15 protein-coding genes are annotated in these 13,001 nt (G+C 69.6%); 7 read left to right on the top strand and 8 right to left on the bottom strand.

Translation table 11 applies throughout. The features are described from left to right. Positions 1–168 precede the first annotated feature (168 nt). The 3 genes from ACRAWB_RS15480 to ACRAWB_RS15490 are packed head-to-tail and all read right to left on the bottom strand — an operon-like array spanning position 169 to position 3,415. Entirely contained in the window at positions 169–1,242 is a 1,074-nt protein-coding gene (locus tag ACRAWB_RS15480; RefSeq protein WP_431354133.1) for a threonine aldolase family protein, read from the bottom strand. Then, on the bottom strand, positions 1,239–1,973 hold the full coding sequence (locus ACRAWB_RS15485; protein WP_431354134.1) for an SDR family NAD(P)-dependent oxidoreductase: 735 nt from the start codon (positions 1,971–1,973) through the stop codon (positions 1,239–1,241). The genes ACRAWB_RS15480 and ACRAWB_RS15485 overlap by 4 nt, the downstream gene beginning before the upstream one ends. After that, entirely contained in the window at positions 1,970–3,415 is a 1,446-nt protein-coding gene (locus ACRAWB_RS15490; protein WP_431354135.1) for a DUF6421 family protein, read from the bottom strand. The genes ACRAWB_RS15485 and ACRAWB_RS15490 overlap by 4 nt, the downstream gene beginning before the upstream one ends. A 160-nt stretch (positions 3,416–3,575) precedes the next feature. Here ACRAWB_RS15490 and ACRAWB_RS15495 point away from each other — a divergent pair, with 160 nt between their 5' ends. From ACRAWB_RS15495 to ACRAWB_RS15515, 5 genes are all read left to right on the top strand, one after another. Then, positions 3,576–4,037, top strand: coding sequence for a GNAT family N-acetyltransferase (locus ACRAWB_RS15495; RefSeq protein ID WP_431354136.1), 462 nt, complete (start codon positions 3,576–3,578; stop codon positions 4,035–4,037). Between the two features lie 40 nt (positions 4,038–4,077). Next, positions 4,078–4,854, top strand: a complete 777-nt coding sequence (locus ACRAWB_RS15500; RefSeq protein WP_431354137.1) for a class I SAM-dependent methyltransferase — start codon at positions 4,078–4,080, stop codon at positions 4,852–4,854. A gap of 35 nt (positions 4,855–4,889) precedes the next feature. After that, complete coding sequence (locus ACRAWB_RS15505; protein ID WP_431354138.1) at positions 4,890–5,786, top strand: SDR family NAD(P)-dependent oxidoreductase; 897 nt, start codon at positions 4,890–4,892, stop codon at positions 5,784–5,786. Positions 5,787–6,110: 324 nt separating this feature from the next. Beyond that, complete coding sequence (locus ACRAWB_RS15510; protein WP_431354139.1) at positions 6,111–6,755, top strand: hypothetical protein; 645 nt, start codon at positions 6,111–6,113, stop codon at positions 6,753–6,755. 80 nt (positions 6,756–6,835) lie between these two features. Beyond that, positions 6,836–8,248, top strand: coding sequence for an APC family permease (locus ACRAWB_RS15515; RefSeq protein WP_431354140.1), 1,413 nt, complete (start codon positions 6,836–6,838; stop codon positions 8,246–8,248). Between the two features lie 4 nt (positions 8,249–8,252). Here the strand turns inward: ACRAWB_RS15515 and ACRAWB_RS15520 are convergent, their stop codons facing one another. Then, positions 8,253–8,834, bottom strand: a complete 582-nt coding sequence (locus tag ACRAWB_RS15520; protein WP_431354141.1) for a cation transporter — start codon at positions 8,832–8,834, stop codon at positions 8,253–8,255. A gap of 70 nt (positions 8,835–8,904) precedes the next feature. Here ACRAWB_RS15520 and ACRAWB_RS15525 point away from each other — a divergent pair, with 70 nt between their 5' ends. Beyond that, entirely contained in the window at positions 8,905–9,666 is a 762-nt protein-coding gene (locus tag ACRAWB_RS15525) for a Type 1 glutamine amidotransferase-like domain-containing protein (protein ID WP_431354142.1), read from the top strand. 21 nt (positions 9,667–9,687) lie between these two features. On the opposite strand, the gene ACRAWB_RS15530 is transcribed toward ACRAWB_RS15525, so the two are convergent. Next, positions 9,688–9,918: a hypothetical protein gene (locus ACRAWB_RS15530; protein WP_431354143.1), complete on the bottom strand. Its 231-nt coding sequence runs from the start codon at positions 9,916–9,918 to the stop codon at positions 9,688–9,690. 99 nt (positions 9,919–10,017) lie between these two features. On the opposite strand from ACRAWB_RS15530, the gene ACRAWB_RS15535 reads away from it, so the two are divergent. Next, positions 10,018–10,857, top strand: coding sequence for an SDR family oxidoreductase (locus ACRAWB_RS15535; RefSeq protein ID WP_431354144.1), 840 nt, complete (start codon positions 10,018–10,020; stop codon positions 10,855–10,857). Between the two features lie 60 nt (positions 10,858–10,917). On the opposite strand, the gene ACRAWB_RS15540 is transcribed toward ACRAWB_RS15535, so the two are convergent. The 3 genes from ACRAWB_RS15540 to ACRAWB_RS15550 are packed head-to-tail and all read right to left on the bottom strand — an operon-like array spanning position 10,918 to position 12,976. Continuing rightward, positions 10,918–11,385: an SRPBCC family protein gene (locus tag ACRAWB_RS15540; RefSeq protein WP_431354145.1), complete on the bottom strand. Its 468-nt coding sequence runs from the start codon at positions 11,383–11,385 to the stop codon at positions 10,918–10,920. Then, positions 11,373–12,677 (bottom strand): Vms1/Ankzf1 family peptidyl-tRNA hydrolase, encoded by a 1,305-nt coding sequence (locus ACRAWB_RS15545; protein WP_431354146.1) that lies wholly within the window; start codon positions 12,675–12,677, stop codon positions 11,373–11,375. The genes ACRAWB_RS15540 and ACRAWB_RS15545 overlap by 13 nt, the downstream gene beginning before the upstream one ends. After that, positions 12,674–12,976 (bottom strand): hypothetical protein, encoded by a 303-nt coding sequence (locus ACRAWB_RS15550; RefSeq protein WP_431354147.1) that lies wholly within the window; start codon positions 12,974–12,976, stop codon positions 12,674–12,676. The genes ACRAWB_RS15545 and ACRAWB_RS15550 overlap by 4 nt, the downstream gene beginning before the upstream one ends. Between the last annotated feature and the right edge of the window lie 25 nt (positions 12,977–13,001).

Genomic DNA, 13,001 nt, shown 5'->3' on the forward strand with positions numbered 1-13,001 from the left:
GAAGACTAGGGTTCTTCTCACGGCCCGGCATACGTTCGGGGTTACTCCGGATGGATATTCGGGTTCCTCCGGGGCACTTCTGAGAATACACGAAAAGGCGCAGTCGTGTAGGTCGAATGGAGGACATTTTTGTACCCCGGTCCCACCCCAGTCTGAGGGGTAAGCGGGTTACGCGGCGGCCAGTTCCTGCTTGAGCGCGGCGACGAACGCGTCGATGTCCTCTTCGGTGGTGTCGAAGGAGCACATCCAGCGAACCTCGTTGTTGGCCGCATCCCAGTCGTAGAAGCGGAAATGCGAGCGCAGCCGGTCCGCGACGCCGGTCGGGAGGGTGGCGAAGACGCCGTTGGCCTGCGTGACCTGGCTGAAACCGACACCCTGGATGCTGCCGTCGGCGATGCCCGCCTCGAGCGCGGTCCGCAGCCGGGTCGCCATCGCGTTGGCGTGGCCGGCCGACCGCAGATAGAGGCCATCGGTGAGGAGCGCGATGAGCTGCGCGGAGATGAAGCGCATCTTCGACGCGAGCTGCATGTTGAGCTTTCGAAGGTAGATCAGTCCCTCCGACGCCTGCGGGTTGAGCACGACGACGGCCTCGCCGTAGAGCATGCCGTTCTTGGTGCCGCCGAAGCTGAGCACGTCGACGCCCGCGTCGGTGGTGAATGCCCGCAGCGGCAGGCCGAGCGTGGCCGCCGCGTTCGAGATTCGCGAGCCGTCCATGTGCAGCTTCATGCCGTGCTTGTGGGCGTGGTCGGCGATCGCGCGGATCTCCCCGACCGTGTACGCGGTGCCGAGCTCGGTGGTCTGCGTGATCGAGACGACCAGAGGCTGTGCGCGGTGCTCGTCGCCCCATCCCCACGCCTCGCGGTCGATCAGCTCGGGCGTGAGCTTGCCGTCCGGCGTCTCGACCGTGAGCAGCTTGATGCCGGCGACCTTCTCCGGCGCACCCGCCTCGTCGGTGTTGATGTGCGCCGTCTTGGCGCAGATGACCGCACCCCAGCGAGGCAGCATCGACTGCAGCCCGACCACGTTGGCGCCGGTGCCGTTGAAGACCGGGAAGACCTGCACGCCCTCACCGAAGTGCTCGGCGAAGACCTCGTGCAGGCGGGCCGTGTAGACGTCCTCGCCGTACGCGATCTGGTGGCCGTTGTTGGCCGCCGCGATGGCGTCGAGGATTTCGGGATGCACGCCCGCGTAGTTGTCGGAGGCGAAGCCGCGGAGGGTGAGGTCGTGGAGTTGAAGCGTCACTGCTCCATCCTCTCAGGCGTGAGCGGGATGCGGCGCCCGTTGACCGCCTCGGCATCGGCCGACCAGAGGGCGACGACCTCCTCGCCCAGCCGGTCCTCGAGTCCGTCGAGCGACTTGACGACGAACACCGTCGCGGCCGACTGCGGCGCCTGCTTGGCGAAGCCCTGTGCGACCGCGCGCGTCCACGCATCGGCGGCGGCCTTCGCCGCGGCGTAGTTCGCGCCGCCCGCGAGCGGCTTGTCGACGGCAGTGGACGACACGATCGCCAGACGCCCGGCAGGCGAGGCGACCAGGTCGTCGTAGAAGACGCGGGTGGTGTTGCGCAGGGTGCGGAAGGCGCGGTCGAAGAAGTCCCAGTCCTCGTCGGACTGGCCCGCGATCCCGCCGCCGCCGCGCCATCCGCCGACGAGGTGGATGAGTCCGTCGAGGTCGCCGAACTTCAGGTGGACGTGCATGCCCAGCTCGGCCACCGCATCCCGGTCGGCGAGGTCGCATGCCCGGACGTCGACGCCCGGCACCGCTGCCGCGAGGGCATCCAGCTTCTCCTGGCTGGTGCCGACGGCGAGCACGCGCGCGCCGGCCGCGAGGAGCGCCCGCGCGACGGCCTCGCCGGACGCGCTCGTGGCGCCGGCGATCAGGACAAGGCGGCCGGCGACGCCGGACGGCCCGGCCTCCGAGGAGGTCCGGGCCGCCGGGTCGGCCGCCGAGCGGGGCTCAGCGGCGTCGGTCATGCCGCGTCCGTCGTGCCGGTGATGCCGGCGGTGGACTCGATTACGCCCGCCATCTTCTTGTTGAGCGCTTCGTAGAACATCGAGAGCGGGAACTCGTCGTCCAGCACCTGGTCGGTGTAGCCCTTCGGGGCGCCGGACAGCACCTCGTCCGACAGCCCGCGCGCCCAGTTGGACGCAGGGTGCGGGGTGAGGGTCTGGGTCAGCATCTCGTAGGCGGCGAGCCAGTGCGCGACCTTCGGGCGGTCGATCGAGCGCCAGTAGAGCTCGTTGATCTGGTCGCTCAGGGCGACGACCACATCCGGGACGTTCTCCCAGTCGATGGTGAGCTGGGTGTCGGTCCAGTGCAGGACGTCGTGCTGGTGCATCCACGCGAACAGCAGCTGCCCGCCGAGCCCGTCGTAGTTGCGCACACGGCTGCCGGTGATCGCGAAGCGGAAGATCCGGTCGAAGATCACCGCGTACTGCACCAGGTGGGCGTGGTCGCGGATGGCGCGCTGCTCGTCCGAGAGCTCCGCATCCGGCAGCGCACTGAGCTCGCGCTCCAGCTTCACCGACTCGCGGAACGCGGTCAGGTCGCACCGCAGCTCCTCCAGCGAGTAGAGGAAGAACGGCATCCGCTGCTTGATCATGAACGGGTCGAACGGCAGGTCGCCGCGCATGTGGCTGCGGTCGTGGATGATGTCCCACATCACGAAGGTCTCCTCCGTGAGGTGCTGGTCGTCCAGCATCGCGGCCGCGTCGTCCGGCAGCTCCAGCTTGGTGATCTCGGCGGCGGCGCGCACCACGCGGCGGTAGCGCGCGGCCTCGCGATCCTGGAAGATCGCGCCCCACGTGAACTGCGGGATCTCGCGCATGGCGACCGTTTCGGGGAACAGCACGGCCGAGTTGGTGTCGTAGCCGGGGGTGAAGTCGACGAAGCGCAGGGCGACGAACAGCTTGTTTCCGTAGTCGCCGGCCTCGAGCTCGGCGATGAAGTCCGGCCAGATGACCTCGACCAGCAGCGCCTCGACAAAGCGGTTCGGGCTGCCGTTCTGCGTGTACATCGGGAACACGACCAGGTGGCCGAGCCCGTCCACGCGGTGCTGCTGCGGCTGGAACTCGTTCAGCGAGTCGAGGAAGTCCGGGACGCCGAAGCCCTCGTCCGCCCACCGGGCGAAGTCGCGCTGCAGGGCGGCGAGGTAGGACGCGTCGTGCGGGAACGCCGGTGCGAGTGCGGCGATCGAGTCGACGATGGTGCGGACGCGCTCGGCGGCGGCCGGGCGGTCGGACTCCTGCTCGACGGAGCCGTCCTTCACCTGCAGCGCCTGCAGAGCGACGGCCGCCTCCTTCAGGCGCAGCCAGGCGGGGTCGTTCGCGACCTCGCGGACCGGGCGGCCGTCCTCGACGACCTCGGGCTCTCCGACAATCGCATCTGCAGTGTAGTTCTGGACGAAATTGGACATGACGAACCTCCCGTCGCTGGTCGGCCGCTCGCACGCGGCAGGTGAGTGGATGTGACGAGCCTATCCGGGGATCGCAAGCGTTTTGTTGTCCATTTCGGCGGAAAACTGCGCTCAGTGCGCGCAGGACGCAGGGAATCGCTACTGGCCGTAGCATCCCCTTATGGATGTGATTGTCGAGCCTGCGGTGGCGGCCGACGTCCCCGCGATCGAGGCGCTGGTGCGCGAGGCGTACGAACCGTACGTCGCCCGGATCGGCCGGGAGCCCGGTCCACTGCTCGAGGACTACGCCGCCGTGGTGGTCGACGGACGCGCGCTGGTCGCCCGGCGGGATGGGGCCGTCGTGGGCCTGCTCATCAGCTCCGTGCAGCCCGACCACGTCCTCGTCGAGAACGTGGCCGTCGCGGCGAGCGAACGCGGCACGGGGCTCGGCACGCGTCTGCTTGCGATCGCCGACGAGCAGGCGCGTGCGAACGGCGTCGGGGAGGTGCGGCTGTACACGCACGAGAAGATGACCGAGAACCTGGCGTATTACCCGCGCCGAGGCTTCGTCGAGACCGACCGCCGTACGGAGAACGGCTTCTCGCGAGTGTTCTTCACCCGCGTCGTCCCTCCAGAGGTCTGACGCCCGTCCGATCGCTACCCACACGGCCTACGGTGGTGGCATGGACGCCGACGCCTCACGACCCCTGCCGCCCTTCGACGAGCTCGTCAGGATCGGCGAGGAGGCCGACATCTCGGGGTGGGACTTCTCGTGGCTGGACGGCCGTGCGACCGAGGAGCGGCCGCCGTGGGGGTACGCGCGCCTGTTAGCCGAGCGTCTGGCGGTCGCGCGCGCGTCGCTCGACGTCCATACCGGCGGTGGCGAGGTGCTGGCGCAGGCGGCGGCCTTCCCGCCGACCGCCGTCGCGACCGAGTCGTGGCCGCCCAACGTCGAGAAGGCCACGCGGCTCCTGCACCCTCGCGGTGTCGTGGTGGTGGCCGATCCGGACGAACCACCCCTGCCGTTCGCCGATCGCGCCTTCGACCTCGTGACCAGCCGCCATCCCGCCACAGTCTGGTGGGACGAGCTGTACCGTGTGCTGGCGCCGGGCGGGACCTACTTCGCGCAGCACGTCGGGCCGTCCAGCGCGTTCGAGCTCATCGAGTTCTTCCTCGGACCGCTTCCGGAGGCGCGGCGCGGTCGCCACCACGATGACGAGGTCGCCGCAGCACGCGCGGCGGGTTTCGAGCTGGTCGACCTGCGCACCGCGCGCACCCGGATCGAGCTCTTGGACATCGCCGCCGTCGTGTACCTGCTGCGCAAGGTGATCTGGTGGGTGCCCGGATTCACGGTCGACGCCTATCGGGACCGGCTGCGCGACCTGGATGCCGTGATCCGCCGCGATGGCGTGTTCGTCGCCCATTCGAGCCGTCACCTGCTGGAGTTGCGCCGGCCCTGATCCCGCCCAGCGCACGCGCCTGCGATGATGGACGCATGTCGAGAACGGTCCGCGGCGCACGCGTCCTCATCACCGGGGCGGCCTCCGGGATGGGTCGGCTGTACGCCGAACGCGCCGTGCTCGAGGGGGCGCGCTCGGTCATCCTGTGGGACCGCGACGAGGCGGCGCTCATGGAGCTGACGCACCGGCTGCGCCGCGAGGTGCTGGCCGGGCGCACCGCCGCCGCGTGGGGCGCGCCGCAGGGATCGCCGAGCTCGGCGGCCGGGCGGCCCACCACGAGCGTTCTCCCGTACGTGGTCGACCTCTCCGAGCTGGGCGCGATCGCGCAGAGCGCGCAGGCCGTCCGCAAGGAGGTCGGCGGCGTCGACGTGCTGATCAACAACGCCGGAATCGTCCGCGGCAAGTACTTCTGGGAGCACGACAACGGCGACGACACCCGCCCGACCATGCAGGTCAATGCGCTCGCGCCGATGTACGTCACCCGTGAGTTCCTGCCCGGGATGCAGCGGAGCGTCCGCGAGTCCCGCATCGTCAACGTGGCGTCCGCCGCCGGCACCATCAGCAACCCGCGCATGAGCGTGTACGCCGCAAGCAAGTGGGCGGTGATCGGCTGGAGCGACAGCCTGCGGCTGGAGCTCGCGCAGCAGGGTTTCGGGCACGTCAAAGTGACGACGGTGGCGCCGAGCTACATCGACACCGGGATGTTCGAGGGCGCGCGCGGGCCGCTCCTGACCCCGATCATGACGCCGGAGTACGTGGTCGACCGCGTGTGGCGCGCAATGCTCGCCGGCAAGCCGATGCTCATGCTCCCGTGGTCGGTCGGCCTGGCGAAGACGCTCCGCGGCGTGCTGCCCCTGCGTGTGTGGGATGCGGTGGCCGGGCGTGTGTTCGGGGTCTACGACTCGATGGACGAGTTCACCGGGCGGCAGTAGGGGGCGCTCCGCGCTGTCCGCACAGTGGCCGTTGAACGGCTGGCGGGATTCCCCCAGGTGTGTGCAGTGTTCCCCGTTGTCCGCGCTACGTCGGGCCGTCCGACGAATCGCGGGGGGATCGCGAACTCGGCAACCCGTACGAACTCCCGGTACTCATTTGCGGGCAAGGTCGCTTGACGGGGAACCTTTGCAGGAGCTCGCTAGCGAAGGCAGGCAGCAAAGCGACGGGTCGGAGCGCCCTGAAGCGGAGGCGAAATGGACTGGTTCTTAGACCCAGCACGCGGTGCCTGGCTGCGGGACCGCATCACTGAGTCCGATATCCGAATGAGCCCCGCCGGCTTCCCCGCCTACGCCCGGATCCTTCATCCCATCGACGCCTGGCCGCCGACCATTGTCGATTTGGTCGTCGAGGACCCGGGATTGGAAAGCTGGACATGGGCCGAGCTCGCGGCCCGTACGCGCTCGCGTCTCGACGCGAACAGTGAGTGGTGGGATATTGCTGGCGAGACGGACTCCGTCGACGGGTGGACGTTCTCAAAGCCCCACGACGGGTGGAACGACCCGCAAGCGCTCGCGTCGCTCGTCCCAGCCCTGCGCGCCAGCACCACCACACCGGAAGCACTCACACTGGCGGTGTGGGACGGCTGGGGGTTCGCGTCCTGGGGAGATGTATCCGAGTTCCCTCTTCCCCTGTTCGAGCTGCCCGACCGCCGCTACGTGCTGGGAGACGCAGCGCTCAGCGACCTGGAAGACCCGACATGGCCTTTCCGAGCGGGCCTGGGTTGGGAGCCTGGTGACATAAACGGCGTAATGCCGCAGTTCATCTGGCCCGCGGACGAGGCATGGTGCGTCTCCGTCGAGATCGACGCCCCCTATACCGTCGTCGCCGGCCCGCATTCTCTGATCGACCAGATCATGTCCCTCCCGGATCTGGAGACGCAGGTCATCCCCGAACCCGCTGCCCGGTAAGAGCCACGCCCCGCAGGGACTCCCAATTCTGTGAGAACTCACATACAGTGCTCCCCACAGCGATGCGAAGGGAGCCGATCGTGAGCGATCCGTCGTGGACCCAGGTGGTCAAGACCGTGGAGCCGGAGCAGCCGGAGCTGAAGAGGGCGCTCGGGCCCGGGCTTCTGCTGCTGTTCATCGTCGGCGACATCCTCGGCACGGGCGTCTACGCCCTCACCGGGCAGGTCGCCGCGGAGGTGGGAGGCGCCGCCTGGCTGCCGTTCCTGCTCGCGTTCGGCGTCGCGACCGTCACCGCCTTCTCCTACCTGGAGCTGGTGACGAAGTACCCGCAGGCGGCCGGGGCCGCGCTGTACACGCACAAGGCGTTCGGCATCCACTTCTTCACCTTCATCGTGTGCTTCATCGTGATGACGTCGGGGATAACGTCGGCCTCGACCGCGTCGCGCGCGTTCGCGGTGAACCTCACGGTCGGGTTCGGGATCCCGGATGACAACCTGACGACGATGCTGATCGCGCTCGCGTTCATCGTGCTGATCATGCTGGTCAACCTGCGCGGGGTGACCGAGAGCGTGTGGCTGAACGTCGTCCTCACCCTCGTCGAGCTCTCCGGCCTCCTGCTCGTCATCTTCATCGGGCTGTGGGCGATCAGCGGCGGCAATGCGGACTGGCCGCGGGTGGTCGCGTTCGAGACGCCCGAGGACAAGAGCATCCTGCTCGCGGTCAGCACGGCGACCTCGCTGGCGTTCTTCGCGATGGTGGGCTTCGAGGACTCGGTCAACATGGCGGAGGAGACGAAGGACCCGAGCCGGATCTTCCCCAAGATGATGCTCAGCGGTCTCGGCATCGCGGCGGTTATCTACGTGCTCGTGTCGATCACCGTCGTGGCGCTGGTGCCGATCGGTCAGCTGGCCGGCAGCGAGACCCCGCTGGTGACGGCGGTGGAGGCGGCGGCGCCGGGCTTCCCGATCAACGACCTGCTGCCGTTCATCTCGATGTTCGCGGTGGCCAACACGGCGCTGATCAACATGATGATGGCGAGCCGCCTGCTCTACGGCATGAGCCGGCAGAAGGTGCTGCCGCCGTTCCTGGCGAAAGTGTCGCCGAAGCGCCGGACGCCATGGACCGCGATCCTGTTCACCTCGGCGCTCGCCGTGGGGCTCATCATCTACGTGTCGCTCGACCCGAAGGGCTCGATCGTGGCGCTGCTGGGAGGCACGACCTCCCTCCTGCTGCTCGCCGTGTTCTCCGTGGTGAACATCGCCGTGCTGGTGCTCCGCAAGCAGCCGGTCGACCACAAGCACTTCCGCACCCCGACCGTGCTGCCCATCATCGGCGCGATCACCTGCCTGTACCTGGTCTTCCCGTGGACCTCCGGGCGCCCGGCCGGCCAGTACACGATCGCGCTGGCGCTGCTGGCGATCGGTGTGCTGCTGTGGGTCGTGGAGCGGATCTACGCGGCGGCGGCGAAGCGACGGGGAGTGAACGTGGAGTGATGCGTCACTCCCGGAAGATGTGCACCGCCTCCCGCGCGGCGTAGAACACGATGACCAGGCCCGCGACCGGGTCCGCCCACCACCATCCGAGCGTGTCATCCAGGAGCAGCCCGACGAGGACCGCCGTCGCGAGGATCCCGTCGATCAGCGTGACCCGGCCTTCGGTGACGAGCACCGGGTTGTCGAGGCGCGTGCCGACGCGGTGCTTTCCCCAGGCCAGCGCGAACATCACCAGGGCCGTCAGCGCGGTCCAGCCGATGCCGCCGGGGGTGGATGCCGCCCGGTGGCCGGCGAGGAGCGCGACGATCGCCTGCACCAGGAGATAGGCGGCGAGCAGCACGAACGCCCAGCCGATGAGGCGCAGGGCGACCCGCTGTCGTCTCTCGCTCGAGCCCGTGAGCTCCCAGATGACGACGGTGCTGGCGCCGATCTCGATGAGGCTGTCGAGCCCGAAGCCGAGGAGCGCCACGGACGACGAACGCACGGCGAGCACGGCCAGGAGCACGACACCGACGACGTTCCACGCGAGGGTCGTCGCCTCCAGGCCGATGCCGGCGCGCCGGAGACGGAGTTCGACGTCGGTCACGCGACGACAGTAGCGCGGCTGCGAGGTGGACGCGCAGTGACGTAGCCTCGTCGGATGACGTTCTCGGTCGATGCAGCATCAGGCACAGGCGCGATCGGGGGCGCCGCGTGAGCGTCCACCTGATCGGCGGCGGCGCGACCACTGTCGCGGACGCGCCCTCTACGCGCCGTTCGTCCATGACGTCGCGCAGCGCGCGGCGGCAGCGGGCCGTACGCGCCCGCGCATCGCCGTGATCTCGCTGCACCCCGAGGCCGAGGAGAAGGCGGCGGCGCTGGCTGAGCTCCTGGCGGAGGCGGCAGACGGAGTCGCGATCGACGCGCGCCTGATCACCGGACGCCCCGGCGAGCCGATCCGTCCCGACGCGATCGACGACGTCGACGGCATCGCGGTGGGCGGCGGGATCGTGGAGGAGGTGCGCGCCGGACTCGAGCCCGTGTTCGCGGAGCTGCGCCGACAGGTCGCCGCGGGCGTTCCCTATCTCGGCGTCTCGGCCGGCGCGATGGTCGCGGCGGAGGGGTCGCTCGGAGGCGGCTCGCGCATCGGCGGCGTGGTCGTCTCACCTGAGGAGGACGGGGAACCCGGCGGCGAGCTGGAGATCGAGGCCGGAATCGGGCTCATCGACGTCGCCGTTGATGTCCACGTGGCCCAGCGCGGCATGCTGTCACGACTGGTGGCCGCCGTTGAGTCGGGGCTGATCACGGGTGGGCTCGGCATCGACGAGCGGACGGCTCTCATCGTGGGCGAGGGTGCGCTCCGGGTCGAGGGCGCCGGGAGCGTCTGGCGGGTGCTGCCCGCCGAGGGCGGCGTGCTGGTCTCGACGATCGGCGCCTGAGGGCGGGAGACCGGCGGGCGCCTATTCGCGTCCTCGCTCGACGATCTCCGCTGCGTCGAGGTCGTCCTCAGGCGGCACGGGCACGTCGCCCACGTCGTCGGGCCCTCCCGTGCCGGGACGGACGGATCCGCCGGTCGACTCGTTCTGCTTGACCTCGGTCTCGCGCTCGCTCGCGGGACTGTAGGAGCGGTCCTTCGCCGTCTGATCGGCGTCGCTCTGATGCTGATCGGGTGCATCCGGTGTTGCGTTCATTGCGCGGACGGTACGCGCCCACCCCGTCGCGTCCAAGCCCCTGACGGACGGCGCGACCAGGTGTTCGGTGGACGGTACCGAGACGATTGGAGGCCATGGATGTCTTTCCCCGAACAACAGCAGCAGCCGCCCGGCGAGACGGAGGCGATGAACCCGCGCCCTGACCACGGCGAGGAGAGTTATCGCGGAAGCGGCAAGCTCACCGGAAAGGTCGCGCTCATCACGGGAGCCGACAGCGGCATCGGCAAGGCCGTCGCGATAGCGTACGCCCGGGAGGGCGCGGATGTGGCGATCTCCTACCTGTCGGAGGATGCCGACGCCGAGGACACCGCGAAGTGGGTGCGCGAGGCCGGCCGCAAGGCGCTGCTCCTCAGGGGCGACGTGTCCGACCCGCAGCACTGCCGCGACCTGGTGTCGCGGACCGTCGATGAGCTCGGCGGCCTCGACGTGCTCGTCAGCAACGCAGCCTTCCAGATGACGCACGAGTCGCTGGATGAGATCCCCGACGACGAGTGGGACCACACCATCGCGACCAACCTGTCCGCGTTCTTCCACCTGGCGAAGGCCTCCGTGCCGCACATGAAGCCGGGGTCGAGCATCATCGGCTCGTCGTCGGTCAACTCCGACATGCCCTCGCCGACCCTCCTGCCCTACGCGGCGACGAAGGCGGCGATCGCGAACATGACGGCGTCCCTCGCCCAGCTCCTCGGCGAGAAGGGGATCCGGGCCAACAGCGTGGCGCCCGGTCCGATCTGGACGCCGCTCATCCCGTCCACGATGCCGAACGAGAAGGTGACGCAGTTCGGCAGCGACACCCCGCTCGGCCGCGCCGGGCAGCCCGCCGAGCTCGCCGCCGTCTACGTGCTGCTGGCGAGCGACGAGGGCTCCTACATCTCGGGCGCCCGCGTCGCGGTGACGGGCGGTCGGCCGATCCTGTGACCCGCACGACGACGGCCCCGGCGGAAATCCGCCGGGGCCGTCGTCAGGTTGAGAGGAGGGTCAGACCGTGTCGCCGCGGTCCACCTCGCCGCGCCAGGCGCCGGTCGCGGTGCCCTGCGACTCGATGAACTCCTTGAAGTTCTCGAGGTCCTTCTTCACCGCGTGGTCGTCGAGGCCGAAGGCGGCGCCGACCTTCTCGAGGGCGTCGGACGGCGCCCACTCGAGCTGCACCGTGACGCGGGTCTCGGTGTCCGACAGGCGGTGGAAGGTCACGACGCCCGCGTGGTCGGTGTCGCCGGCGACCGACTTCCACGCGACGCGCTCATCGGGCAGCTGCTCGGTGATGACCGTGTCGAACTGACGCTCCACGCCGCCGATCTTCACGCGCCAGTGATTGGTGGTGTCGTCCACCTGGGTGATCTCCTCCACCTCGTCGAGGAAGTGGGGGAAAGACTCGAACTGGGTCCACTGGTTGTACGCGGTGGTCACCGGGACGTTCACATCGATGGACTTGGTCACTGCAGCCATGTCGGCTCCTTTCGTCGTCTTCTCTGTCGTGCCCGACGGTAGGCCGGGCGTGGGATGGGGCTAGGGCCTGGATTTCCCAGGCGGATCGTGGAAAGCGAAGCGGTTCTACTCCGGCTTCGGCGGTCCGACCGGCCAGCGCAGAAGCGCAGCCGCGGGCGCGTCGTCGGGGAGTTCGCCCGGGAGACGACGATCACCCGCGCGTCCGTCAGTACGGCCGCCCGCGCGATCGCGACCGAGGCGGGGACGACGCCGAGCTCGCCGGCGCCGAAGTCCTCCTCGGGGGCGGAGGCGATCCACGGCTGGGCGTCGAGGGCGATGGCGTGCCGCTCCTCCTCGTGCGTGCGCTCCGCCTCCCGTGGGACGGTCACGAGCACGGTGTCCGCCTGGCTCTGCTCCAACGCGGTCACGACCTCGCCGATGCCCAGGGCCTCCTTGCGGCCCTCGCCCTCCGATCGGGTGAAGATGCGCTGCAGAGCCGCCTCCTCGTCCTCGGCGGCGACGCGCGCGACCGCCTCCTCGAACCGGCGGAACAGCTCCTCCCGATCATCGCCCGGACTGGCCTCGAGCTGCACGGTGTACAGCACCTCCTTCGCCGCCGCCGGCAGCTTCTCGGTGAGCAGTTCGACAGCCCGCACGTCCCCCGCCACCATGACCAGCCGGGGGTGGAAGCGCACCACCAGGTCCTCGATCCGCTCGGCCACGGCGGCTTCGTTGTGACGCCAGTTCTCCTCGACGTGGTGCTGGTAGCGCAGATGCGACCAGCCACCTGACGGCACCTTGTGGATGGGATGCGTCCTGCCGTCGACGCGCTCGGCCTCGTCCAGCTTCTGCGCGGGCTCGCCGACGTCGGTGGGGGCGTCGGGGTCGTGGTCGAGGTCGGGGCGGCGGTGCCAGATCGTCGCGCCCTCCCGGGACGCCTCGACGAGGATGGCGTGGAAGTCGAAGGCGTCATGGGCCAGGAGCGGGATGGGGTCGATGACCGGCGCGTGCCAGGCCCAGCCGTCGCGAGGGACGGCACCCAGCACGACCTCGTCGACCTCGACCTCCCCGCCGCGCACCGCGATGAAGCGGGCGCTCGGGCTCGGGGTGCGGTAGTCGGTCTCCAACGCCTCCTCCACCGCGTCGATGTCGGCTCGCGGGGCGCCCTGCTCCTCCAGCGACTGCATCAGCGACCGGTGCCGCAGGTCGACGGTGCGCTTCGGGTCCGGCAGGTCGCGGGAGATGTCGGCGAAGACGGTCGTCCAGGGCCCGGGCTCGGCGAGGAACCCCGCCAGGATGTCGCGGGCGCTCATCGGTCGCTTCCGTCCTGGTCTGGAGGCGTCTCGGTGGAGTAGGCCACCGGGTCCGGGCCGGTCGCCGCCGGATCGCCGGGATCCTCGGGGCTGGTCACATCGTCGTCCGCCGGGCGCTCCTCGCCGTCGATCCCGGAGGCCGCGACCACCTCGGGGTCGTCGGTGTCGTCCGGCATCGGTTCCGTCTGCCGCCACTCCTCGACGTGGCTCGGGCCATGACCCTGGACGAATGCCTGCGACTCGTGCGCCAGCTCCTCGTCCAGATTCGGTCCGTGCTTCGTGTTGCCGCGCTCAGCCATGTGCTGCTCCTTCCGCGTGGTGGAT

This window comes from Leifsonia poae (assembly GCF_050632865.1).
Classification (GTDB): Bacteria; Actinomycetota; Actinomycetes; order Actinomycetales; family Microbacteriaceae; genus Leifsonia; species Leifsonia poae_B.

What these genes read in the sequence shown, in the direction of transcription:
- ACRAWB_RS15545 (WP_431354146.1), bottom strand. Translation starts at nt 12,677, where the DNA reads ATGAGCGCCCGCGACATCCTGGCGGGGTTCCTCGCCGAGCCCGGGCCC.
- ACRAWB_RS15505 (WP_431354138.1), top strand. Translation starts at nt 4,890, where the DNA reads ATGTCGAGAACGGTCCGCGGCGCACGCGTCCTCATCACCGGGGCGGCC.
- ACRAWB_RS15510 (WP_431354139.1), top strand. Translation starts at nt 6,111, where the DNA reads ATGAGCCCCGCCGGCTTCCCCGCCTACGCCCGGATCCTTCATCCCATC.
- ACRAWB_RS15535 (WP_431354144.1), top strand. Translation starts at nt 10,018, where the DNA reads ATGTCTTTCCCCGAACAACAGCAGCAGCCGCCCGGCGAGACGGAGGCG.
- ACRAWB_RS15540 (WP_431354145.1), bottom strand. Translation starts at nt 11,385, where the DNA reads ATGGCTGCAGTGACCAAGTCCATCGATGTGAACGTCCCGGTGACCACC.
- ACRAWB_RS15495 (WP_431354136.1), top strand. Translation starts at nt 3,576, where the DNA reads ATGGATGTGATTGTCGAGCCTGCGGTGGCGGCCGACGTCCCCGCGATC.
- ACRAWB_RS15530 (WP_431354143.1), bottom strand. Translation starts at nt 9,918, where the DNA reads ATGAACGCAACACCGGATGCACCCGATCAGCATCAGAGCGACGCCGAT.
- ACRAWB_RS15525 (WP_431354142.1), top strand. Translation starts at nt 8,905, where the DNA reads ATGCAGCATCAGGCACAGGCGCGATCGGGGGCGCCGCGTGAGCGTCCA.
- ACRAWB_RS15485 (WP_431354134.1), bottom strand. Translation starts at nt 1,973, where the DNA reads ATGACCGACGCCGCTGAGCCCCGCTCGGCGGCCGACCCGGCGGCCCGG.
- ACRAWB_RS15550 (WP_431354147.1), bottom strand. Translation starts at nt 12,976, where the DNA reads ATGGCTGAGCGCGGCAACACGAAGCACGGACCGAATCTGGACGAGGAG.
- ACRAWB_RS15500 (WP_431354137.1), top strand. Translation starts at nt 4,078, where the DNA reads ATGGACGCCGACGCCTCACGACCCCTGCCGCCCTTCGACGAGCTCGTC.
- ACRAWB_RS15490 (WP_431354135.1), bottom strand. Translation starts at nt 3,415, where the DNA reads ATGTCCAATTTCGTCCAGAACTACACTGCAGATGCGATTGTCGGAGAG.